We start from the raw sequence: 23,013 nt of genomic DNA on the forward strand, positions 1-23,013 counted from the left end.
TCCTCAGGCCGAAATGATCAGATTGCCGAGCCGGTCAACGCGGAGCGTCTGTTTCGGCTGCAAAATGGTGACGGAGGCGCTTTCCTCCACAATGGCGGGACCGGCGACGGTCTGCCCCTGCTTGAACGTGCCGCGGTCGTAGGTCCTTACCTCGTGCCAGCCGTCCTCGAAGCGTACCTTGCGGCTGCCGGAGGACGCCGGCGTGCCTTCGCCCTTTTCGAGTTCCCGCATCTTCGGCTTTTCGGAAACGGCGACGGCGACGACCTTGAGATTGACCGTCTCGATGGTCTCACCGGGGATGGAGAAGCCGAAGCGGTTCTGGTGCTCCTCGTGGAAGCGTTCCCAGAGGCCCGCTATGGTCTCCTCGGTGAAGTGGTTGGCTGGGAAGCTCAGTTCCAGCTCGTGGTTCTGGCCGAAGTAGCGGGCCTCGATGGAGCGGTAGACCTCCACCTTCTGCTGGTAGCCCTGGGAGACCAGCTCGGCAATGGCGCCATCCACCAGTTCCGTCATTGCCGCCGTTGCACGGGCACCATCGAAGTATTTCGAGATCTGCTGTACCGTTCGATGCCGGTCGACGCGCGCATCGGTCATGATGAAGCCGAAGGCGGAAAACTGGCCGGGATAGTTGGGCACGATGCCCTGCGGAATGCCGGAAATATCCATCAGGTCGCAGATATGCACCGGCCCCGCCCCGCCCGAGGCGACGAGCGAGAAGTCACGCGGATCGAGGCCGCGCTGGAGGAGAACGGCACGCAGCGCGCCCAGCATGTTGTTGTTGGCGATCTGCACCATGGCGAAGGCAGCCGCGTCGACCTCGAGGCCGAGCTGGTCGGCGATCGTCTTGACCGCGCGATGCGCCGCCTCGGCGTCGAGCTTCATCTTGCCGCCCAGGAAGTAGTCGGGGTTGATGCGTCCGAGCACGACATTGGCGTCCGTCACCGTGGCATTCTCCCCGCCTCGGCCGTAGCAGGCAGGCCCCGGCGCCGCACCAGCCGATTGCGGGCCCATGCGCAACATGCCGCCCTTGTCGATCCAGGCGATGGAGCCGCCGCCGGCGCCGATCGTGTGGATGTCGATCATCGGGATCTGGATCGGCAGGCCCCATTCGATCTCGAAGCTCGTCGTTACATGCTCCATGCCGTCCACGACGGTCGAGCAATCGGTCGAGGTTCCACCCATGTCGAAGGTAACGAGGTTCTTGATGCCGGTGAGTTCGGAGAGGACGCGGGTGGCGACGACCGCACCGGTCGGGCCGGAGAGCGTCATCTGCACCGGCGCTTCGGCGGCACCCTTCAGCGTCGATTCACCGCCGTTCGACTTGATCACGCCGATCCTGTCGCCGATGCCGATGCTATCGAGGCGCTTCTGCATGCGGTGAAAATTGTCGGAGACGATGGGCTTCAGATATGCATCGGCAATCGTGGTGGAGGCGCGGTCGTATTCCTTCCACTTCGGCAGCACGTCGTAGGAAATCGAGATCGGCATGCCGGGCAGTTCTTCCGCGAGGATGTCGCGGATGCGCTGCTCATGACTCGGGTCGATATAGGAAAACAGCGTGCAGACGGCGATCGCCTCGATCGTGCCGTCGGCCTTGATCGTTGCGGCGACCTCGCGCACGGCCGCCTCATCGAGCGCCGTGACAAGCTCGCCCTTGGCGCTGAAACGCCCGCCGATCTCAAAGGTGTCAGCGCGCTTCATCAACGGCTTGGTCTTGATCCAGGTAATGTCGTAGTGACTGCGGCGGTCGCCGCGCTGAATGAAGGGGACATCGCGAAAGCCGGTGGTCGTGACATAGGCGACCTTTGCGCCGCGCCTCGTCAGCAGCGCGTTCGTGGCGATCGTCGTGCCGAGACGGATCTTGTCGACGCTTGCGACATCCTCCAACTGTGCGAGCCCCTGGAGCACGCCTTCGATCGGTTCGGAGGGGGTCGTCAGGTTCTTCCAGTTTTCGATGGTGCCGGTCGCCGCATCGTAGGAAACGAAGTCGGTAAACGTTCCCCCGATGTCGATGCCGATGATTTTCCTGTCAGGCATTATGTCCTCATTTCTCATGGATAGGATCAAGGCGAGCGGGGTTTTTCCCGGTCGTAAGCTTCAAGCAAGTGACGCCAGGAATCGCGGATGTGGTCGCGGATGGCATCCATCGCCTTTTGGGGATTGCGGGTGCGCAGAGCCTCCACGATCGGCCAGTGATCGACGGCAGCCGCCATCTGGCTCTCGAACTGGCGTTCCGCCATGGTGATCAGCATCTGCACTTCCGCCTGGATGTTGGTGAAGGCGTGCAGCGTCTGGCGGTTCTTCGAGAGCCGGCAGATCTCGAGGTGGAAGGCGAGGTCGTTTTCGACCAGCGCGATCTCGTCATTGGCATTGGCGGCCGCGACCATGGCATCAACGAAACCGGCAATGCGCTCGATGTCGGGATCCGTCATCTGCGGCAGCGCCTGTTCCATCGCGAAACGTTCGACGACGATGCGGAAGGAGAAGATCTCATCGATATCGCTGTGCAGGAAGGTTCGAACGAAGGTGCCCTTGCGGGGAACCGCGACGAGCAGGCCGCGCTCCTCCAACCGGCGGATCGCCTCGCGGATGGGGTTGCGGCTGATCCCGAGCTGGCGGGCCAGTTCCGCTTCGTTGATGCGCTGGCCGGGCTGGAGCCGGCCGAAGATCAGTTCACGCACGAGTAACGTCGAAACCTGGTCGGACAGCATCCGGTGGTCGATGATGCCGATCGGTTCGTCCGTATTGAAGAGATTGTTAGCCATTGATGAGCCCCTTATCGCGCTGTGGCTGCTGCGGCAGGCCGATTTCTCGCCCTGCCATGATCCCGTCTTTGCGGAAGACCAGTATCAACAGCATAAAGGCTGCGATGATAAGTTCCTGCGTGCCCGCCGGCAGCGACCACTGTTGGCCGCCGATCGAAATTCCGCCTTCGAGGCGACGGAAGATATCGACCATCGCCGTGATGACGACGACACCGACCACCGCGCCGGCAAGGCTGCCCATGCCGCCGACGATGAGCATGGCGAGCGCGAGGAAGGTGAAGCTCAGGAAGAAATTGTTGATCGACACGGTGCCGAGGTAGTGCGCCTGCAACACGCCGCCGAGGCCGACCAGGAAACCCGAGAGCGTGAACGCAATGAGCCGCGACCAGTAGAGCGAGATGCCCGACGCGGCGGCCGCGACCTCGTCTTCCCGCGTCGCCCGGATCGCAAGGCCGAAGGCGGAAATCTGGTAGAGATAGGCGACGACGATCGCGAGAACGGCGCAGATAAGCGCTAGCCAGGCCGTCACATAGGTCGGCAGGCCGACGATCGAGGCAGAGCCCATCGTGACGCTGTCCCAGTTGGAATAGACCACGTTCAGGATGAAGAGCACCGCAAGCGTGGAGATCGACGCCGCAAGGCCCGTGAGCCGCATGATGACGAGGCCGGTGAGGAAAGCGGCGGCGCCGGCGAGCAGCACCGAGACGACGGCGGACGGCAGCAGCGGAATGCTCTGGTCGCGCAGGAAATGCGGCAGGCCGGACATGGTGATCGGCTTCAGCATCTCGCAGCAGGTCTGCCAGGCCGAGGCATAGGCTGCGATCGCCATGAAGGTGGCATGGCCGAAGGAGATGATGCCGGAATTGCCGACGAAGACGTAAAGCCCGACGACGATGACAATGCTGATCAGCATTTCGATGACGGTGCGCTGCAGGGACAGACCGCCGAAGTGGCCGGTGACCACGACGATGAGCGCAAGCGGCACGACGAGCGCCAGCACCGGAAACCAGAAGCGGCCGATCGCAGCAAGGGATGGCATCTTCATTATACACGTTCCTTCGCGGCGCTGGTGACGATGAGGCCTTGCGGGCGGACGAGAAGGATCAGGATGACGAGCGCGAACACACCGGCATCGCGGAAGGGGCGTAGATCGGTCGGCAGGTAGGTTTGCAGGAGCACGCTGGCGACACCCACGAGGAACCCGCCGAGTGCGGCCCCCGGCAGCGAGCCCATGCCGCCGATGACGGTGGCGAAGAAGCCGTAGACGACGGGCATCAGGCCCATGCGCAGGTCGAGCGTGCCGGTCTGGATCGTGAGCAGCAGGGAGACCACGCCGCTGAGCAGGCCCGAAATGGCGAAGGCGAGTGCGATCACCCGGTTCGCCGGCATGCCGAGCAGACGGGCCATCTGGAAATTTTCCGCCGCCGCCCGCATCTGGATGCCGAGCGGTGTCTTCTTGAGGAAGAGAACCAGCGCGACGAGCAGGCCGGCCGTGACACCCATGGTCAGGAGCTGCACGCCCGGAACGCGCACGCCGCCGATTTCCACCGCATTTGCGAGACTCTGGCCGATGCCGACCGATTTAGGCCGGCCGGTATGGATGAGCATGACGAGGTTCTGCAGGAAATAGCTGACGGCGAAAGAGGAGATGAGCAGCGTCGACGGGTTGGAATTGCGCAGCGGCCGGAAGGCCACGCGCTCCGTCAGCAGCGCCAGCACGACCACCACGGAAAGCACGCCGCCGATCATGAGGGCAGCGGGCAGCGCGCCGAGCAGCAGCGGCGGCGTGACGCTCGCCGTCGGTACGACCAGCGCATAGGCGCCGATCGTAATATAGTCGGCCTGCGCGAAATTGACGAGCCGCATTACGCCGAAGACGAGGCCGATCGCCAGCGCGACAAGGGCATAGAGGCTGCCCAGCGCAATGGCGTCGACGAGAACTTGAACGATGTTGGCCATGGCGTCCGGTCCTAGATCGCGAGGGTGCTGTCGCCCGCTTTTTCGCCCAGATAGGCACGGCGAACGGCGGGATTCATCCGGATGTCCTGAGGCGAGCCCTCGGCGAGGCTCTGCCCGCCGTCAAGCACATGGATGCGCTGGCACACCCCCATGATCACCTTCATATTGTGTTCGATCAGCAGCACGCCGCAGCCGAAGCGGGCCGGCAGTTCGGCGATGACCTCCATCAGCGCCTCGCACTCCGCGTCATTCATGCCGGAGGCCGGCTCGTCGAGCAGCGCGAAGGACGGCTGCAAGGCGAGTGCCCGGGCAATGCCGACGCGCCGCTCGTCGCCATAGGAAAGGCTGTCGCAACGGTGGTCGGCCTTCATGGCGAGGCCCATCCAGTCGAGGATGTCGAGCGCCCGCTCCCGGGCCTCCCGACGAGACAGCCCACTGCCGATCGCCGCAACGGAGAGGTTCTGCTCCACCGTCATCGTGCGGAATAGCCTCGCCGCCTGAAAGCTGCGACCAATGCCGGCTTGGGCGATCTTGCGGGCGGTCAGCCGCGAGACGTCGATGCCGTCAAGGCGGATGCTGCCGCTCGTCGGCCGCTGGAAGCCGCTCAGCACATTGACCATGGTCGTCTTGCCGGCGCCGTTCGGGCCGATGAGGCCGAGGACTTCGCCGCGCCTGAGTTCGAGGTCGACCCCGCTGAGTGCCCGGATGCCGCCAAAAGCGACGGCAACACCGCGGGCCTCCAGCCGTTCTTTCGATCCCGATCTTTTCGATGGACGTGACATACCGGGCGAGACCTATCCGTAAGCTCGACTATGAATTTGCCAGGAGATTTGGTTCCGCCAACCGCACCACCATGCGGTCGGCGGATCGCAGCCGGTTACTGACCGACGCGGAACAGGAGCTTCATGTCCGGCTTGAACGAGTTCCGGTAGACCTCGACGGCATGGAAGGAGCCGTTCTCGACCTTCATGATCAGCCAAGGGCGGTCGACCTGGATATGCAGCTGATCGGTAAACGAGGTCGGGCCGGCCGTGAACGGCTGGTCCTTGAAGGCGTTCATGACGCCGACCACCGCTTCGGATTCAGTCGTCTTCGCCTGCTCGACCGCATACGCCCACTGCTCGATGAGGCTATAGCCGAGAACCGAGTAGGAGGAGACCGGCGGCTCGCCGTAACGCGCCTTGTGGCTTTCAAGGAATTTGTTCATCTCCGGCCGCGGATCATCGCCGTAAAGCGACATGAAGGCGGGCAGGTAGAAATCCTTCAGGCCCGGTACGGCGTTGAGCCAATAATTGTCGACCATCGCCGTGTTAGCGAGGATCGGCTGGTCGATGCCGGCGGCGCGCAGCTGGCGCACGGCAGAGGCGCCACCCGGCGTGAACGAGCAGATGAAGACCGCGTCCGGCTGCTTTGCAAGCCCCTTGAGGCGGGTGATCTGCGAGGCGATCGACGGGTCGTCGTTCTTGAAGGTGTCATTGCCGAGGATCGTTTCCTCGCCGCCACCCGCGGCCCAGGCCGCGCGGAATCCGGCGCAGGCCGACTTGTTGTATTCGATCGTCAGGTCTTCAAGCACGTAGACCGACTTCAGGTTCATCTTCTTCTGCGCATATTCGGCAATCGCGATGCCTTCCGACTGCGCCGCGCTGTTGGCGGTGAAGGTGAGCGGGCCGACGCCCTGCACGCCCATTTTCGGATCGGCGGCGCACAGGCTGAAGGCGATCTTGCCCGCCTGCTTGGCGGCAAGCGCCGACGGGGCGCCAAAATCGTAGTCACAGGAGACGACCAGCATGTCGACGCCGCCATCGACGAGCTGCGCGCCGACGGTTGCAGCGCGGGCCTGGTCCGTCTTGGTGTCCATGACGGAATACTCGATCTGGCGTCCCAGCAGGCCGCCAGCCTTGTTGATCTCCTCGATCTTCATGACCGCCGCCTTGAAGGGCGCGCTGTCGTAGTTCGAAAGCCAGCCGGATTCCGCGATGGCGAAGCCGATCTTGATCGGCTCTTCGGCACGCACGCCGGTCATAGGCAACAGAAGGGCGATTGCGGCCGAAGCGGCCACAGCAACAGATTTCATCGTCGTTCCCCTTGGCGGTGAGCAAGGCACCGCTTCAATTATTTTGCATATAGTCCTCTGTGGACAGAAGACAGAATGCGGGTTAGATTTTTTTTGTCAACAGCAAAAATGCGGCGGGCCGTTCCGAGTTCGATCGGCGCCTACAGACCGTTAAAGGGGAACGACATGCTTGAAATACGCGGCCTCACCGCCGGCTATGGTCGGCTTGCTGCCCTGAAATCGATCGATCTTGAGGTCAGAAAAGGCGAGATCATTTTCGTCGTCGGCCCCAATGGGGCCGGCAAATCCACGCTTCTGAAGTCAATTTCCGGGCTCATGGCGCCGACCGGGGGCACGCTTGCCTTCAATAGCGAGTCGATCGCCGGCCAGGCGCCGGAAAAACTATGCCGGAAAGGCCTGGCACTGGTGCCGGAAGGCCGCAGCATCTTCCGGACACTGACGGTGCGGGAAAACTTGCTGCTCGGCGGCATGATCCGCAAGGACAAGGCCGAAGCGGCCGCCGATCTGGAACGGGTTCTGGAAATCTTTCCGATCCTCAGGACCCGCTACCGCGGCGTTGCCGGCCACCTTTCCGGCGGCGAGCAGCAGCAGCTTGCCATCGCCCGCGCCATCCTGCAGCGCCCGTCGCTGATGATGATCGATGAACCGTCGCTTGGCCTTGCGCCGCTGGTGATCGACCAGGTCTACGAAAGCCTCCGCCAGCTTAACGCCAGCGGGCTGACCCTGCTCGTCGTCGAACAGTCCACCGCCCGCATTCTCGACCTCGCTTCCCGCGTCTACGTGCTGCGCAACGGCCATGTCGCGCTGGAGGGTTCGGCAAGCGAGCTTGCAGACGGGCATGCGCTGGAAGAGGCCTATTTCGGCTATGGTGACCGTCAGACGGCGCACGCATAATCAGGCAGGCAAGGACTACAACCATGATTTTCGACTATTGCGTCATCGGCGGCGGCATCGTCGGCCTGGCGACGGCCATGCGGCTGCTTGAGACATATCCAGGCTGCAGCCTGATCCTGTTGGAGAAGGAGGAGGCTCTCGGCAAGCACCAGACCGGCCACAACAGTGGTGTCATCCATGCCGGCATCTACTATCCGCCAGGCAGCCTGAAGGCCGAACTCTGCCGCAAGGGCGCGGATGCCACCAAGGCCTTCTGCCAGGAAAACGGCATCCGCTTCGATGTCTGCGGCAAACTGCTCGTCGCCACCTCCGCACTCGAAATGCAGCGCATGGAGGCGCTCCACGAACGATCGAAGCAGAACACGATCGAAGTCCAACGCGTCAGCGAGGGTGAATTGAAGGAGCGGGAACCGAACATCCGCGGTCTAGGCGCGCTTTTCGTGGCCTCGACCGGCATCGTCAGCTATGCCGATGTCTGCCAGGCCATGGGGCGGCGCATCAAGGCGCTCGGCGGCGAGATCCGCCTGTCGACGCGCGTCACCGGCATTCGCGAAGTCATCGATTCCGTCGATATCGCCTCGGCCGGCGAAAACTGGCAGGCGAAAAAACTGGTGGTCTGCGGCGGTCTCCAATCGGACCGGCTGGCCGTGCTCGCCGGGCTTCCGATCGAGCATCGCATCGTTCCCTTCCGCGGCGAATACTATCGCCTTCCCGCATCGAAGAACGACATCGTCCGCTATCTGATCTATCCCGTCCCGGATCCAGCCCTGCCCTTCCTCGGCGTGCACCTGACGCGGATGATCGACGGCAGCGTCACGGTCGGGCCGAATGCCGTTATCGGTTTTGCCCGCGAGGGTTATCCACGGCTTTCGTTCAATGTTGCGGACGTGGCCGACTACGCGCTGTTTCCCGGCTTCTGGAAGACCGTGTTCGCCAACCGTGGATCCGCGGCAACGGAACTCCGCAACTCGCTCTGGAAGCCAGGCTATCTGGAGGAGTGCCGGAAATACTGCCCGAGCCTCGACCTCGCCGACCTGCGGCCGCACGAAGCAGGCATCCGCGCGCAAGCCGTGCGCAAGGACGGTGCGCTCATCCATGATTTCCTGTTCGCACAAACGGACCGCATGCTGCACGTCTGCAACGCCCCTTCACCCGCCGCCACCTCGGCGATCCCGATTGCGGAGATGATTCGAGATCGCCTCATGCAGGGCTGCTGAAAGCGAGGCGGCATGCACTGGAGTCGCAACGCCGCTGAACGCTGGAGTATCCGTCTTGGCCAAGAAGGAGATTGGGGCACTGCCGCGGCCAACGCAGCTTTTGCGTCAGAATCAGATCGGCGCAGGACCAGCAATTCCGCTCCCGGCGAGAGGGTACTTGGCCTGCCGGCCATAGCCGCTCGGCCTTCGGACCTGCGGTTTCCTTACGGACGCCGGCATTTTTGGCTGCGCAAAGATCTCAAGCGAAACGACGGCCAACGTCGTTGGCAGGGTTCGCTCCCAGCTTGCCGCCAATTTTGTTGACCGTCATAGGGGGCATAGCTGGACGACCTCCCTATGGTACCAGAATGGTACACGTCCAAAGGATGCACCGACCCCCAAGCCAGCTTGGCTAAGCCAGCAATCTTTAAGTCTTTGAAATTATTTGGCTATTTATGGTACCGTTGGCTGGGATCGAACCAGCGACCTCCGGATCCACAATCCGGCGCTCTAACCATCTGAGCTACAACGGCACGTTGCCCGAGCGGATCGAAACAGAAACTCATCCGCCCGCTCTGTCGTTCGGCGATGCGTCCTTACGGTCTTATGGATTCTAATTCAAGGCTTTTGGAAAGCAAAGGTCACTTCCCCACATCGGCGCGGCATTCGCCCAGCAAGAAGGCGCAGGCAAGGGCTGGGCGACGGACAAAGAAAAAGGCCGGCGGGAGGAGGTGCCGGCCTTTTCCTGTTACGAGCCAGCGGGAGGAGGTGCTGGCTGGTCACCCCGGGGAGCAGAGGGAGGAGGTTCCACTCACCGGGTATTCCTTGATGACTGCCATCATACACCTGATCGTTTTTAAGAAAATGCGACCTTTTGTTGCATCTTCAGATCATGCGCAAATGTTAGGCAACCTTGATTTCCTTCATCGCCTTCTCGAAGGCGGTCTTGATCGGCTTGGAGACGTCCTCGGCCGCCTTGGAGGCAACGGCCTGGAAGTCCTTGGCCTGCTCGACGGTCGATTCGACACGCTTGCGCAGGAAGGCGGTCTGCAGCTCGACGACTTCCGACAGCGACTTGGCGCCGATCAGGGCTTCGAGGTGGGAAAAACCGGCCTCGGCATTGGCACGCAAAGCGGAGATGGTCTTGAGCGACAGGTCGTTGGAAACGGTCTTAGCGGTCTCGTAGGTCGACTCCAGAGCCTTCTGGGTCTCCTCGGCGCCGGTCTTCAGCTTGGCATAGGCCTCTTTCGACTGCTCAACGCCCTTTTCGGCGAAAGCGCGGATCTGGTCAGTGGCCTTGGAAGCGTCGAAGCTCGGGAATTCAACGTTTTCGATCGTCTCGGCGGTTTTGGTCCTGGACATTTTCCATCCTTTTCAGCGGCAGCGGCTTTGACAGAAAGCCGTCTCGTTCATGTATGATGGCAATATAAAGGCAAATTTTGTGCATTGCAATATCTTTGTTGCAGTGCACCATAAATTTCTTTTGGGCCGTTAACCAAGAGCCCAGATTCCAGCCTTTGCACGTTCTGGCTTGTGGACCTTCGCGCCTCCGGCTTTTATTAACAAAGCGTTAACTGCAAAATCGCCGCTCCGTGAGGTCCGCCAAGCGCATGCCGTCCGAATATTCCTTCCTCGATGTCGCCGTGCTCGACGCGGTCCGCCAGCGCTTTGCCGCAGGCGACGCGATCGCGATCCTGTCGGCGGATCTGGAGCAGGTGATCTGGGCCAACGGGCCAGGAGCCGCGATGTTCGGTTATCCCGACATCGAGGCGATCATCGGCGCCTCGGCGCAATTGCCCGTGATCGCCAGGCGCCAGATCATGGCGACCAGCGGATTTCCCGAGATTGGCAGTGACCGCGCCATCATGGTGCGGCTGGCGACCGGCATGACCAGCCGCGCCGTCGGCTTCCTGGCCAGTGCGGTGACCATGCCGGATGCCGAAAAGGCGATCATGCTGGCAGTGCCGGCGGCTCAGACAGGGTCACGCAGTGCCGGCGAAATCGCCGCGCGCGCCATTAGCGGCTTCACCGAGGATGGTCATTTCATCGCCTTTGTCGATGCCGGGGGCAACGTCGAGGCGGCCTCGGAAGGATTTTCGGCACTGGGCATCCTGTCGGAGACGCTGGCGGCACTGGTTGCCGACGTCGCAGCCGAGAGCGACCGCATCGTCAAGCGCCTTGTCCCCGGCGGCACAGCCTCCTACCCGGCGGGGCTGGCAAGATTGACCGAGGAGCGGCATCTGCTGGTGGTGATCGATGAGGACCAGCTCGACGACACCGCCCCTGCTGGCGAACATCCTGCGCAAACCATTGCCGAGGCGGCACCTGCTGGCGATGCGGCTTCGCACCCGGAACAGGGTCGCGAGACACCGACCGACGAACCGAGCGTCTCGCAGCCGGCCGACGGCATCACCGCATCGCAGCCGCATGCGATCGCCGACGCGATCGGGCAGACGCCGATGGCTGCCAACAGCGATCAGCCGGCAGCCGAGCGCGCGCCGGCGCAGCACGACCATTGGTACTTCAACGCCGGCGAGGACGGAGGGCAACAGGCGCCGCGACCTGCCGCGTCCGGACCTGAAGCCCCTCAAGAGCCGGCCGCCCTGGAAGTCCAGGCCACCTCCCCGGCCGCGCCGACGACCGTCTCGGCAATAGACCGCGCAGCGGCGCCGGTGCGCTTCGTCTGGCGCACCGATGCCGAAGGCAAGTTCAGCGCGCTGTCGCCGGAATTCGCCGACATCGTCGGCAAGCCGGCGGCCGACGTGATCGGCCGACGCTTCAGGGACGTCGCAGCTACATTCGGCCTCGACCCCTCCGGCGAGATATCGGGGCTCCTCGAACGGCGCGATACCTGGTCCGGGCGCTCCGTGCTGTGGCCGGTCGTCGGCACCGATCTGAAGATACCGGTCGACCTGGCGGCGCTGCCTGTCTATGGGCGCAGCCGCGCCTTCGAGGGTTTCCGCGGCTTCGGCGTCGCCCGCGCCAGCGACGCGGTCGTCGATCCGGAGGCCATCGGCATGGCGCTGGTGCCCAATAGCCAGGCGCCGGCAGCGCCGGAACCACAAGCCATCCAACCCGAACAGCCGAACGCTGAGGAGCCCAAGGCCGAGGATCCTCAGGCATCGGACCCGTTCAAGGGCGAGGTGCCGGCGCTGACCATCGTGCCGAAACAGGAGCGGCGCTTTGCCGACAAGGTGATCCGGCTCGCCGAACACCGCCAGCCAGCCAACGACAAGGGCCTGTCGACCCTGGAACGCAGCGCGTTCCGCGAAATCGGCGAGCGGCTGAAGAAGGATAGTGCTCCGGCCGAGCCGCCAGAGAATGAGACTGCGGAGGCGTCGGCAGCGGAGACCGAGGCTCCGGTCAAGGCGTCCGACGACCCGATGCGCGCCGACGGCATCCCTGCGTCGGGGCCAGAGAACGAACCGGCCGAGCCATCCGAGACCGATGTCGATGCCGAAGACGAGCAGGATCTGGCACGGCTTGACGGTCACCCGGACGAAGCGGCTCGCGAAGCCCCGCCTGGGATGAATGTGACGGGCTCGTTGCTCGACTATGCCGGCCAAGATGACGAACGTGGCCCCGTGGCGGTGGAACCAGAGAACACCGCTGCGATTTCGCCCGGCGAAGAGCCTGAAGCCACTGACGCGACACATGACGTCCTTGATGACGACAGCATGACGTCCGCAGATTTTCGCGATGCCGAAGACAGTGAGGATTGGGCGCAGCCCGACGAAGAAGCCGCATCGCCCGACGAGCAGGCGGTTGCCGAGGAAACCGTCAATGCAGGCGACGCCGCGGAAATACGCGTCGAGCGCCCTCGCCTGCAGGTTCCGCCGCTCAAGGCCGAAGGGTTCGTGCCGTCGGCGTTTTCCGCCGGAGATGAACACAAGGCTCCGGACACGTCGCTGCTCGGCAAGCTGCCCGTGCCGCTGCTCATCCATTCCGGAGACCAGTTGCACTATGCGAACGAGGAATTCCTCAGCCTGACCGGCTACGAGGCGCTCGACGATCTGGCGGATGCCGGCGGCCTCGGCGCATTGTTTGCCGACCCCTATGCCGACGAGGGCGTTTCCGACGGCACCGATCGCGCGCTGCGGCTGAAGACGCGTGATGGACAGGAATTTCCGATCGAGGCCATTTTGCGCTCTGTCCCCTGGCGCGACGGCAAGGCGCTGATGCTGGTCGTGCGACGCTCCGGCGAGGATGATGCGCCGGCGAGCCTGCATGTGGTTGGCGACGAGCAGACACAGCCGGATATTTCCGAGCTCAAGGCGCGCATCGCCGAGATGCGCACCATTATCGACACCGCCACCGACGGCGTCGTGCTGATCGGCCGTGACGGCACCATCCGATCGATCAGCCGGCCGGCCGAAGCACTGTTCGGCTTCGACAGCGACGATGTGACCGGCAAGCCATTCGCCTCGCTGTTTGCCATCGAAAGCCAGCGCGCGGCACGCGACTATCTCAATGGGCTGTCCGAGCCCGGCGTTGCGAGTGTCATGAACGACGGCCGCGAGGTGATCGGGCGCGAATCGCAAGGACGCTTCATTCCGCTGTTCATGACCATCGGCCGGCTGCCCAACGACAGCGGCTTCTGCGCCGTCGTTCGCGATATCACGCAGTGGAAGCGGGCCGAAGAGGACTTGACGCAGGCACGTGCGGTGGCCGAGCGCGCGTCCTCGCAAAAGACCGATTTCCTCGCCCGCATCAGCCACGAGATCCGCACCCCGCTCAACGCCATCATCGGCTTTTCGGAATTGATGGTCGACGAGAAATTCGGACCTGTCGCCAACGACCGCTACCGCGACTATCTGCGCGACATCAACCGCTCGGGCAATCATGTGCTCGACCTGGTCAACGACCTGCTCGACATCTCCAAGATCGAGGCCGGCCAGCAGGAGATGGCCTATGAGGCGGTGTCGCTCAACGACACGCTGGCCGAGACGGTGGCGATGATGCAGCCGCAGGCCAACCGAGAACGGGTCATCATCCGCTCCAGCTTCGCTTCGCGACTGCCGGAAGTGGTGGCCGACCTGCGCAGCGTGCGCCAGATCGCGCTCAACATCCTGTCCAATGCCATCCGCTACACCCAGGCCGGCGGCCAGGTGATCGTCTCGACCGCCTATGAGACGTCGGGCGACGTCGTCATGCGGGTGCGCGACACCGGCATCGGCATGAGCCATGCCGAGATCGAACAGGCGCTGAAGCCGTTCAAGCAGATCAACGCGCTGAAGCGCGGACGCGGCGACGGTACCGGGCTTGGACTGCCGTTGACCAAAGCGATGGTGGAAGCCAACCGTGCCCGGTTCACCATCAATTCGACACCGGGCGAAGGCACCTTGGTCGAGGTGGCTTTTCCGTCGACCCGTGTGCTCGCGGAATAGGTCAACCCTTTACGGTCCCGATAAAAAGAAAAGGCGCCCAAAGGACGCCTTAAGAGATTGGATTGCTGTCACAACGGGGCTTGAGCGAATTCGGATCCTCGGGGCTGAGGAACGGGATTTCTCCCTCAAGTTACCTGCGACTATCGACGCCGGACCTTAACAACTCCTTACCGGGGCGCCGGAAAATTTACGAATGTGTACCACTCATGAAATCTAGGTAAATTCTAGCGACATATTTGGTTAACCATGCCGGCCGCCCAATTACTCGGCCAATTGCGACAGGTTCTTGAACAGTTCCAGCGCTTCCGGATTGGCGAGCGCCTCCTTGTTCTTGATGGCGCGGCCATGCACGACGTCGCGCACAGCAAGCTCGGTGATCTTGCCCGACTTGGTGCGTGGGATGTCTGACACGGCGACGATCCTTGCCGGCACGTGACGTGGGCTCGCGCCGCTACGGATTTTTGCCCGTATGCGTTTTTCCAGATCCTCGTCGAGCTGCACGCCGGCGGCCAGGCGCACGAACAGGATGACGCGCACGTCGTTGTCGAATTCCTGTCCGATGCACAATGCTTCCAGGATCTCGGGCATCTGCTCGACCTGGTTGTAGATCTCCGCCGTGCCGATCCTCACCCCGCCCGGGTTGAGCGTGGCGTCGGAGCGGCCATGGATGATGAGGCCGCCATGCTCGGTCCATTCGGCGAAATCGCCGTGGCACCAGACATTGTCGAAGCGCTCGAAATAGGCCGCCCGGTACTTCTTGCCATCGGGGTCGTTCCAGAAGCCGATCGGCATCGCCGGAAAGGCTTTTGCGCAGACCAGCTCGCCCTTTTCCTGTCGGACCGGCCTGCCGTCGTCGTCCCAGACATCGACGGCCAGGCCGAGGCCGGGTCCCTGGATCTCGCCGGTCCAGACCGGCTGCGTCGGCACGCCGAGCACGAAGCATGAGACGATGTCGGTGCCGCCGGAGACCGAAGCCAGATGCACGTCCTTCTTGATGCCGTCATAGACGAAGCGGAAATCTTCCGGCGACAGCGGCGAGCCGGTGGAGGAGATTGCCCGCACGGTGGCCAGATCATGCGTGCGGATCGGCTTGAGGCCGGCCTTGCGCACGGAATCTATGAACTTGGCCGAGGTGCCGAAAAAGGTCATCTTCTCGGCGTCGGCGAAATCGAACAGCACATTACCGTCGGGGTAGAAGGGCGAACCGTCATAGAGCAGCAGCGTTGCACCCGAAGCGAGCCCCGACACCAGCCAGTTCCACATCATCCAGCCGCAGGTGGTGAAGTAGAAGAAGCGGTCGCCATCGGTGAGACCGGCATGCAGCCGGTGTTCCTTGACATGCTGGATCAGCGTGCCGCCGGCCGAATGGACGATGCATTTGGGAATGCCGGTCGTTCCCGACGAAAACAGGATGTAGAGCGGATGCGAAAACGGCAGCGGCTCGAAAGTGACAGGCTTGCCGGCGAAGGGCGACAGCGCCTCTTCCAGCGCCACCGCCTTGTCGATGGTAGCAGCGACATCGCTCGATGTGCCGAGATAGTCGACGACCAGGATCTTGCGGACAGTGCCGAGCTTGGCCGCGACCGCGGCGATCTTGTCGGCGACCTCGATCGCCTTGCCGTTGTACCAATAGCCATCCGGCGCGATGAAGACGACGGGCTCGATCTGGCCAAACCTGTCGAGCACGCCCTGCTCGCCGAAATCGGGAGAGCAGGACGACCAGACGGCACCGATCGAGGCGGCGGCCAGCATGGCGGCGACGGTCTCCGGCATGTTGGGCATCATGGCGGCAATGCGGTCGCCCTTCTTCACCTTGAGCGACAGGAAAAGCTGCTGCAGCCGCGAGGTCAGCGCGTGCAACGCGTTCCAGGACAGCCGGCGCTCGACCTTGTCTTCGCCGCGAAACATGATTGCGTCGCCTGAGCCGGTCTTCTTCAGCAGATTCTCGGCGAAATTCAGTGTCGCATCGGGAAAGAAAGAAGCGCCGGGCATCTTGTCGCCGTCGACGAGCAGGTTATCGCCCTTGACGCCGACGATGCCGCAGAAATCCCAGACCAGGCTCCAGAACCCTTCACGGTCCTCGACCGACCAGGCATGAAGCTGCGAATACGAGGAAAACGCTACGCCGGCTTTCACTCCGGCGGCCTTGGTGAAGGCGGTCAAGGGTGCTGCGTCAATCTGGTCTTGTGTCGGGGTCCAGAGCGGTTGTTCGGCAGCCATGATCGTTCCTCCACGGTCGCCATCGCTTATGCATATCGCAGCGCAGCAGAGCAAGATTCTGTTCGGCTGATGCGACCAGATGTGCGCAAATGCCATCGCCGGGCCATAAAGACTTGAAATGCCTCAGCCCTAAGTCGTAGTGACAACTTGAAGTCGTAGTGACGGCCGGAAGTCGTGGTCGCGACTGGGGGGCGTGGTGACGACTGGGGTTACACCCGTCGGGCGATTTGTCGGAATGGAAGCATACGGGGCCATATGCCATCATCTATGATCCGGCGTGGAATATGGGCGATCGGCGCTGCCGTGATCGTCGTCGCGCTGGTCGTTGCCGCCCTGCCACTGATCGCCTCCACCCGTATCGTGCGCGACCGCATCGCCTGGGAAATGAGTGCATGGAGCGGTTTCCGGGTCGCCATCGACGGTTCGCCGCGCATCGAGGTCTGGCCGACATTCCGCGCAATCCTGACCGATGTGACGCTTTCACAATGGACCGACACCGAGGCGCCGCCGGTGGTCGAGGCAGAACGGGTCGAGGTCGACCTTTCCGCCATGGCGGCGCTACGCGGCGACGTGGTGTTTTCGACGGCGCGGCTGGTGCGGCCGACGATCCGGGTTCAGCGCACGCCAACCGGCCTTTTCCTGCCTGCTGTCCCGACCGGCGGGCGCATCACGCGCTCCATCGACACGGCGCGCGGCGTGGTCAATGCCGACCCCGCCAAGCCGGACCTCGACAAGCTGCCTACCGACACCTTCGGCACGGTCGAGTTTCGCGACGGCCGTATGGTCGCCTCCATCGGCGGCAAGGATGTCGAGATCCTGAGCAGTTTGAACGGTCAGGCGAATTGGGCGGCGATGAACAGCAATGCGACGCTGTCGGCAACAGGGATCTGGCGGGGCGAAAGCGTCGCGCTGGACGTCGCCTCGGCCAAACCGCTTGTGCTGTTTGCCGGCGGTACAGCGCCGCTGACGCTGTCCTTCAAGGCGGCACCCGCCACCTTCTCGTTCGACGGCACGGCCAGCATGTCTGAAAATACCTATTTCGACGGTCAGGCGAAGTTCTCGGCGCCCTCGCTGCGGCGTGTCCTGGAATGGTCGCAGGCCGGCATCGCTCCGGGTGCGGCGATCGGCTCGGTCAGCATTTCGAGCAAGATCACCGCGACCGGCGGGCGCGTCAAGTTCGACAACACGGCGATTGCGCTCGACAACAATCCGGGGATGGGTGCGCTGGACCTCTCGCTTGGTGAAGCACAACCGGTAATCTCCGGTACGCTCGCCTTCGACACGCTCGACCTCAGATCGTTTCTGTCGGCCTTCACCCCGCTGGTACCGACCGGAGGGGCGGGGCCCGGCGAAATCGACACAAGTTTCGCCGACAAGATCAACCTCGATCTCAGACTATCCGCGGCCCACGCGACGGCGGGGCCTATCCAGCTCGCCGATGTCGCCGCCACCGCCCAGGTCAAGGATGGTCTGTCCGTCTTCGACATCTCCGATGCCTCGGCCTTCGGCGGCAACATCCAGACCAGCCTTCGCTTCGATCGCAAGCCGGAAGGCTCGCAGGTCGAAATCCGCCTTCTGGCGTCCGACATCGACGGCGGTGCTTTCGGTACGGCGGCAGGGATGACGCGGCTGGTGCCGGTCGGCACGGGCACCGTCTCGGTGATCCTCAAGGGGCCGGGCAGGACCTGGGATTCCATCTTCGACAACGCCGACGGCTCGGTCTCGGCGACCTTCGGGCCGGGTGCGTTGAGCAAGCTCAACCTGCCGGCCTTCCTCAAACATACCGAACAGGGCGGCTTCTTCGCGCTCGACGACGTCTCCGACGGAACATTGCCGATCGACGGTGCCGAGATCAAGGCCACCATTTCGAAGGGCGTGGCGCGGATCGACAAGGCCGAGGCCAATTCAGCGAAGTACAAGATCTGGCTATCCGGCATCGCGTCCTACGCCGGGCGCGGACTGGCCCTGTCCGGCGGCGTCGTTCAGCCGGACCAGGCGGCAACGCAGGCCAACGGCCAGCAAGGCCCCAACCAGTCATCGTTCTTCGTCGGCGGAACCTGGAGCACGCCGTTCATTTCCCCGATCAGCCGCGGCGTTTCGGGGGAATAGGCCGCCACCGCGCCTTCTATCTTTCACCCGCGCTGCGCCGCCTGCTCGTCGAGCTGGCGCTGCACCTCACGCCGCTTGTTGGCAAGCGAGGCGATGATGACGCCAATCGCCACGACGGCGATCAGGATGGTGCAGGCAGCGTTGATTTCCGGCGTCACGCCGAGGCGAACCTGGCTGTAGATCTTCATCGGCAGCGTCGTCGCGCCCGGTCCGGAGGTAAAGCTGGCGATGACCAGATCATCGAGCGAAAGCGTGAAAGCCAGCATCCAGCCGGAGACGATCGCCGGCATGATGACCGGCAATGTGATCTGGAAGAAGGTCTTCACCGGCGTTGCGCCAAGATCCATCGCGGCCTCTTCCAGCGAGCGGTCGAAGGTCATGAGGCGCGACTGCACGACCACGGCGACGAAGCACATGGTCAGCGTGATGTGGGCGAGCGTCACGGTGAGGAAGCCGCGGTCGAGCCCGACCGCGACGAAGAGCAGCAGCAGCGACAGGCCGGTGATGACTTCCGGCATGACCAGCGGCGCAAAGACCATGCCGGAGAACAGCACCCTGCCCCTGAAGCGCGTATAGCGGGTCAAGGTGAGTGCCCCCAGGGTACCCAGCACCGTCGCAACCGTGGCCGAGATCAGGCCAACACGCGCCGTCACCCAGGTCGCGTCCATGAGACCCTGGTTGTGGAACAGCGAGACGTACCATTTGGTCGAGAAACCGCCCCAGACCGTGACCAGTTTCGATTCGTTGAACGAGAAGACGATGAGCAGCACGATCGGCAGATAGAGAAAGGCAAAGCCAAGCACGATCGAGGTGATGTTGAAGCGGCTCCAGGTGGCGTTCATCAGGTCACCTGTCCATTTCCTGAGCGCGCGCCTGAGCCCGCTGGAAGAGCATGATCGGCACGATCAGCAGCAACAGCAGGATGACGGCCACGGCCGACGATACCGGCCAGTCGCGATTGGCGAAGAACTCGTTCCACAGCGTCTTGCCGATCATCAGCGTTTGCGATCCGCCGAGCAGGTCGGGAATGACGAACTCGCCGACAGCCGGAATGAACACCAGCAGGCAACCCGCGATGACGCCGGGCAGCGACAGCGGGAAGGTGATCTTCCAGAACGCGCTGGTCGGCGGGCAGCCGAGATCCTTGGCCGCCTCGATCAGCGAATAATCCATCTTCTCAAGCGCGGAATAGAGCGGCAGCACCATGAACGGCAGGTAGGAATAGACGATGCCGATGAAGATCGCCGTATAGGTGTTGAGGATGATCAGCGGCTGGTGGATGACGCCGGTGGCGAGCAGCAATTGATTGAGCAGTCCTTCGGGCTTGAGAATGCCGATCCAGGCGTAGACGCGGATCAGGAACGAGGTCCAGAACGGCAGGATCACCAGCATCAGCAAGGTTGGGCGGATCGTCGCCGGCGCGCGCGCCATGCCGTAGGCGATGGGGTAGCCGACGAGCAATGTCAGGACCGTCGAGACCGCGGCGATGATGACGCTGGTCACATAGGCGTTGAAGTAGAGCGCGTCCTGCGTCAGCCAGGTGTAATTGTCGAGGCTGAGTTGTTTCAGCTGAGCAAGGAACCCTGAGATGCCGCCGCTGAAATCGAGCGCCGGTGTATAGGGCGGAATGGCGATCGCCGTCTGCGACAGCGAGATCTTGAAGACGATGACGAACGGAATGAGGAAGAAGAACAGCAGCCAGACATACGGGATGATGATGACCAGACGGCCAAAGAAGGCAGCACCCAGCCTGGCAAGGATGGATCTGCCGGCATTGGATGCCGGAGAGGCTGATGCTGTGGTGGCGGTGGCGCTCGACATGGTCGCCCCCTACCGCGTCAGCACGACGCCGGCGTCGGGCCGGAAGGAAACCCAGGCGCGGTCGTTCCAGCTCAACGGATCCTCGGTGATGCGGGCCGCATTCATGGTGCTGGCGCGCACCACCTGGCCGTCGTCCAGCCTGACATGATAGACGGTCATGTCGCCGAGATAGGCGATGTCGTAGACCTCGCCCTCGATGGCGTTGACCGCCTCAGCCGGCTTCTTCGACGACACCTTGATCTTCTCCGGCCTGATGGCGAAGGTGACGGCCGTCCCGGCGCCGGCGGTGCCGGCATTGTCGGTGCGGATGGTGATGCCGTTGCCGGCATCGATGCTGGCGCTGCCGGCCTCGCCCCGCGCGATCTTGCCCTCGAACATGTTCACATTGCCGACGAAGCCGGCGACGAAGCGCGACCCCGGCGCCTCGTAGACTTCGGCCGGCGTTGCCACCTGCATCACCTCGCCCTTGTCGATGATGGCGATGCGATCGGCCATGGTCATCGCCTCTTCCTGGTCGTGGGTGACGACGACGAAGGTCAGGCCGAGGTTCTGCTGCAAATCCATCAGTTCGAACTGCGTCTCTTCGCGTAGTTTCTTGTCCAACGCGCCGAGCGGCTCGTCGAGCAGCAGCACCTTCGGCCGTTTGGCGACCGAACGGGCGAGCGCGACGCGCTGGCGCTGGCCGCCGGACAGTTGATGCGGCTTGCGCTTGGCGAATTGCTCGAGCTTGACCAGCTTCAGCATCTCGGCGACGCGCGATGCGATTTCGGGCTTCGGCATGCCGTCCTGCTTGAGGCCGAAGGCGATGTTGTTCTCGACCGTCATATGCGGGAACAGCGCATAGGACTGGAACATCATGTTGACAGGCCGCCGGTAGGGCGGGATGCCGCGCAGATCCTGGCCGTCGAGCAGAATGCGGCCGGCTGTCGGCTCCTCGAAGCCGGCGAGCATCCTGAGCAGCGTCGACTTTCCGCAACCGGAAGCACCGAGCAGCGCGAAGAACTCGCGCTCGAAGATGGTCAGAGACAGATTGTTGACGGCGGTGAAGTCACCGAACTTCTTGGTGACGTTGTCGAACTGGATGTAAGGCTTGGCGTTCGGGTCGTTCCACGGTGCAAAATCCCTGCGGATGCTGCCAAGCGATTTCATGTCCCACTCCGTCCTGATTTTCTTGCTTATTGCCCCAGGTAAAAACGGTCCCGGCAGGTGGCTGCCGGGACCGTGTCGGATTGCTTACTGGCCAGTGACTATCTTGGTCCAGGTGCGCGTGATGACGCGCTGGGTCTTGGGATCGTATGGCGAGACGGTGTAGAGCTTCTTTATCGTCTCGGCGTCGGGATAAACCGAAGGATCATCCAACAGTGCCTTGTCGACGAATTGCTGCGAAGCCTTGTTGCCGTTTGCGTAGAGCACGTAGTTCGACGACTTGGCGATAACTTCCGGCTTCATCATGTAGTTGATGAATTCGAGCGCCTCCGCGACATGCGGCGCGTCGGCGGGGATCGCCATCTGGTCGAACCACATCTGCGCGCCTTCCTTCGGCACGGAATAGCCGATCTCGACGCCCTGCTTGGCCTCGACCGCACGGTTGCGGGCCTGGAACACGTCACCCGACCAGCCGACCGCCAGGCAGATATCGCCGTTGGCGAGCGCGTTGATGTATTCGGAGGAGTGGAACTTCCTGATATAGGGCCGGACCTTGAGCAACGCCTCCTCGGCCTTGGCGATGTCATCGGGCGATGTGCTGTTCGGGTCGAGATTGAGATATTTCAATGCCGCCGGGATGATGTCGGCCGGCGAGTCCAGCACATAGACGCCGCAGTCCTTCAACTTGGCCAGGCTGTCGGGATTGAAGAAGACATCCCAGCTGTCGATCTTGTCGGTGCCGAGTGCCGCCTGCACCTTCTTGATGTTGTAGCCGATGCCAACCGTGCCCCACATGTAGTTGACCGAGTATTCATTGCCGGGGTCATATTTGGCGGTTCGCTCGGTAACTGTGTCCCACATGTTGGAAATGTTGGGCAGTTTCGACTTGTCGAGCTTCTGGAACACCCCGGCCTGGATCTGGCGCGCAAGGAAATTGCCGCTGGGCACGACGACGTCATAGCCGCTGCCGCCGGCAAGCAGCTTGGTCTCAAGGATTTCGTTGGAATCGAAGGTGTCATAGACGACCTTGATGCCGGTTTCCTTGGTGAAATCGTCGATGATCGAACTGTCGATGTAGTCCGACCAGTTGAAGACGTTGACGACACGATCCTCGGCGTGACCGCCGACGGTGAAAAATGTCAGGAATGCCGAGGTTGCCGAAAGCCAGAGCGCTTTGCGGATCATGCTATTCTCCTTTGATGAGTGTTCCTTCACCGGCTCGTCGCGATATCAGCGCGACCGGCATTTTCTTCAGACTATTGAGCTTTCCAAGGGGCGACAAGCGTGAACTGCCGAGACCATGCAGGCGGTTCGATGAGATGGCTCGATGCCCCTGAGGCGGCCTGGAAGGCGTGCCAATACCGTCATAGGCTTTCGCCGTGGCGCGGGCAGAGATACGACGATATGGTCCGGTCCCGATCGGACCGGCTGGGAGACTTGGCAAG

At 62.8% G+C, this 23,013-nt stretch carries 16 protein-coding genes and 1 tRNA gene; 4 read left to right on the plus strand and 13 right to left on the minus strand.

Annotated features, from left to right (window positions below; all coding sequences use genetic code 11):
* Positions 1 to 3: 3 nt before the first annotated feature.
* The 6 genes from EN943_RS06335 to EN943_RS06360 all read right to left on the minus strand — a co-directional run bounded on the left by EN943_RS06335 (position 4) and on the right by EN943_RS06360 (position 6,795).
* Positions 4 to 2,034, minus strand: coding sequence for a hydantoinase/oxoprolinase family protein (locus EN943_RS06335; RefSeq protein WP_127411947.1), 2,031 nt, complete (start codon positions 2,032 to 2,034; stop codon positions 4 to 6).
* Between the two features lie 26 nt (positions 2,035 to 2,060).
* Positions 2,061 to 2,762, minus strand: coding sequence for a GntR family transcriptional regulator (locus EN943_RS06340; protein ID WP_127411948.1), 702 nt, complete (start codon positions 2,760 to 2,762; stop codon positions 2,061 to 2,063).
* Positions 2,755 to 3,807 (minus strand): branched-chain amino acid ABC transporter permease, encoded by a 1,053-nt coding sequence (locus EN943_RS06345; RefSeq protein ID WP_245475610.1) that lies wholly within the window; start codon positions 3,805 to 3,807, stop codon positions 2,755 to 2,757. The genes EN943_RS06340 and EN943_RS06345 overlap by 8 nt, the downstream gene beginning before the upstream one ends.
* A complete protein-coding gene (locus EN943_RS06350; protein ID WP_027035660.1) occupies positions 3,807 to 4,721 on the minus strand; it encodes a branched-chain amino acid ABC transporter permease in 915 nt (304 codons plus the stop codon). The genes EN943_RS06345 and EN943_RS06350 overlap by 1 nt, the downstream gene beginning before the upstream one ends.
* 11 nt (positions 4,722 to 4,732) lie before the next feature.
* Positions 4,733 to 5,503, minus strand: a complete 771-nt coding sequence (locus EN943_RS06355; RefSeq protein ID WP_127411949.1) for an ABC transporter ATP-binding protein — start codon at positions 5,501 to 5,503, stop codon at positions 4,733 to 4,735.
* A gap of 95 nt (positions 5,504 to 5,598) precedes the next feature.
* Positions 5,599 to 6,795: an ABC transporter substrate-binding protein gene (locus EN943_RS06360; protein WP_127411950.1), complete on the minus strand. Its 1,197-nt coding sequence runs from the start codon at positions 6,793 to 6,795 to the stop codon at positions 5,599 to 5,601.
* Between the two features lie 165 nt (positions 6,796 to 6,960).
* On the opposite strand from EN943_RS06360, the gene EN943_RS06365 reads away from it, so the two are divergent.
* A complete protein-coding gene (locus EN943_RS06365) occupies positions 6,961 to 7,689 on the plus strand; it encodes an ABC transporter ATP-binding protein (protein WP_127411951.1) in 729 nt (242 codons plus the stop codon).
* A gap of 26 nt (positions 7,690 to 7,715) precedes the next feature.
* Positions 7,716 to 8,906 carry an L-2-hydroxyglutarate oxidase gene (lhgO, locus tag EN943_RS06370; protein WP_206522734.1) on the plus strand — a complete coding sequence of 397 codons (1,191 nt, stop codon included), beginning with the start codon at positions 7,716 to 7,718 and terminating at the stop codon, positions 8,904 to 8,906.
* 435 nt (positions 8,907 to 9,341) lie between these two features.
* On the opposite strand, the gene EN943_RS06375 is transcribed toward lhgO, so the two are convergent.
* Together EN943_RS06375 and EN943_RS06380 are read right to left on the minus strand one after the other, a co-directional pair.
* Positions 9,342 to 9,418: transfer RNA gene (locus EN943_RS06375), tRNA-His, on the minus strand.
* 370 nt (positions 9,419 to 9,788) lie between these two features.
* Entirely contained in the window at positions 9,789 to 10,247 is a 459-nt protein-coding gene (locus EN943_RS06380; RefSeq protein WP_013530255.1) for a phasin, read from the minus strand.
* Between the two features lie 248 nt (positions 10,248 to 10,495).
* Here EN943_RS06380 and EN943_RS06385 point away from each other — a divergent pair, with 248 nt between their 5' ends.
* Positions 10,496 to 14,272 carry a PAS domain S-box protein gene (locus EN943_RS06385; RefSeq protein ID WP_127411965.1) on the plus strand — a complete coding sequence of 1,259 codons (3,777 nt, stop codon included), beginning with the start codon at positions 10,496 to 10,498 and terminating at the stop codon, positions 14,270 to 14,272.
* Between the two features lie 261 nt (positions 14,273 to 14,533).
* Here EN943_RS06385 and EN943_RS06390 read toward each other — a convergent pair whose 3' ends face one another.
* Entirely contained in the window at positions 14,534 to 16,492 is a 1,959-nt protein-coding gene (locus tag EN943_RS06390; protein WP_127411953.1) for an acetoacetate--CoA ligase, read from the minus strand.
* A 255-nt stretch (positions 16,493 to 16,747) separates the two neighbouring features.
* Here EN943_RS06390 and EN943_RS06395 point away from each other — a divergent pair, with 255 nt between their 5' ends.
* Positions 16,748 to 18,601, plus strand: a complete 1,854-nt coding sequence (locus EN943_RS06395) for an AsmA family protein (protein ID WP_127411954.1) — start codon at positions 16,748 to 16,750, stop codon at positions 18,599 to 18,601.
* Between the two features lie 23 nt (positions 18,602 to 18,624).
* Here the strand turns inward: EN943_RS06395 and EN943_RS06400 are convergent, their stop codons facing one another.
* From EN943_RS06400 to EN943_RS06415, 4 genes are all read right to left on the minus strand, one after another.
* Positions 18,625 to 19,443, minus strand: a complete 819-nt coding sequence (locus EN943_RS06400; protein ID WP_127411955.1) for an ABC transporter permease subunit — start codon at positions 19,441 to 19,443, stop codon at positions 18,625 to 18,627.
* Between the two features lie 4 nt (positions 19,444 to 19,447).
* On the minus strand, positions 19,448 to 20,422 hold the full coding sequence (locus EN943_RS06405) for an ABC transporter permease subunit (protein ID WP_127411956.1): 975 nt from the start codon (positions 20,420 to 20,422) through the stop codon (positions 19,448 to 19,450).
* A 9-nt stretch (positions 20,423 to 20,431) separates the two neighbouring features.
* Positions 20,432 to 21,571, minus strand: a complete 1,140-nt coding sequence (locus tag EN943_RS06410; RefSeq protein WP_013530249.1) for an ABC transporter ATP-binding protein — start codon at positions 21,569 to 21,571, stop codon at positions 20,432 to 20,434.
* An 84-nt stretch (positions 21,572 to 21,655) separates the two neighbouring features.
* On the minus strand, positions 21,656 to 22,753 hold the full coding sequence (locus tag EN943_RS06415; protein WP_127411957.1) for a polyamine ABC transporter substrate-binding protein: 1,098 nt from the start codon (positions 22,751 to 22,753) through the stop codon (positions 21,656 to 21,658).
* Positions 22,754 to 23,013 lie beyond the last annotated feature (260 nt).

This window comes from Mesorhizobium sp. M7A.F.Ca.US.006.01.1.1 (assembly GCF_003997935.1).
Taxonomy (GTDB): Bacteria; Pseudomonadota; Alphaproteobacteria; order Rhizobiales; family Rhizobiaceae; genus Mesorhizobium.

Excerpts from the sequence above, each read along its gene's own strand:
- EN943_RS06355 (WP_127411949.1), bottom strand. The coding sequence starts at position 5,503 with ATGTCACGTCCATCGAAAAGATCGGGATCGAAAGAACGGCTGGAGGCC.
- EN943_RS06415 (WP_127411957.1), bottom strand. The coding sequence starts at position 22,753 with ATGATCCGCAAAGCGCTCTGGCTTTCGGCAACCTCGGCATTCCTGACA.
- EN943_RS06340 (WP_127411948.1), bottom strand. The coding sequence starts at position 2,762 with ATGGCTAACAATCTCTTCAATACGGACGAACCGATCGGCATCATCGAC.
- EN943_RS06405 (WP_127411956.1), bottom strand. The coding sequence starts at position 20,422 with ATGTCGAGCGCCACCGCCACCACAGCATCAGCCTCTCCGGCATCCAAT.
- EN943_RS06395 (WP_127411954.1), top strand. The coding sequence starts at position 16,748 with ATGCCATCATCTATGATCCGGCGTGGAATATGGGCGATCGGCGCTGCC.
- EN943_RS06385 (WP_127411965.1), top strand. The coding sequence starts at position 10,496 with ATGCCGTCCGAATATTCCTTCCTCGATGTCGCCGTGCTCGACGCGGTC.
- EN943_RS06335 (WP_127411947.1), bottom strand. The coding sequence starts at position 2,034 with ATGCCTGACAGGAAAATCATCGGCATCGACATCGGGGGAACGTTTACC.
- EN943_RS06350 (WP_027035660.1), bottom strand. The coding sequence starts at position 4,721 with ATGGCCAACATCGTTCAAGTTCTCGTCGACGCCATTGCGCTGGGCAGC.
- EN943_RS06360 (WP_127411950.1), bottom strand. The coding sequence starts at position 6,795 with ATGAAATCTGTTGCTGTGGCCGCTTCGGCCGCAATCGCCCTTCTGTTG.
- EN943_RS06390 (WP_127411953.1), bottom strand. The coding sequence starts at position 16,492 with ATGGCTGCCGAACAACCGCTCTGGACCCCGACACAAGACCAGATTGAC.
- EN943_RS06400 (WP_127411955.1), bottom strand. The coding sequence starts at position 19,443 with ATGAACGCCACCTGGAGCCGCTTCAACATCACCTCGATCGTGCTTGGC.
- EN943_RS06365 (WP_127411951.1), top strand. The coding sequence starts at position 6,961 with ATGCTTGAAATACGCGGCCTCACCGCCGGCTATGGTCGGCTTGCTGCC.
- EN943_RS06410 (WP_013530249.1), bottom strand. The coding sequence starts at position 21,571 with ATGAAATCGCTTGGCAGCATCCGCAGGGATTTTGCACCGTGGAACGAC.
- EN943_RS06345 (WP_245475610.1), bottom strand. The coding sequence starts at position 3,807 with ATGAAGATGCCATCCCTTGCTGCGATCGGCCGCTTCTGGTTTCCGGTG.
- EN943_RS06380 (WP_013530255.1), bottom strand. The coding sequence starts at position 10,247 with ATGTCCAGGACCAAAACCGCCGAGACGATCGAAAACGTTGAATTCCCG.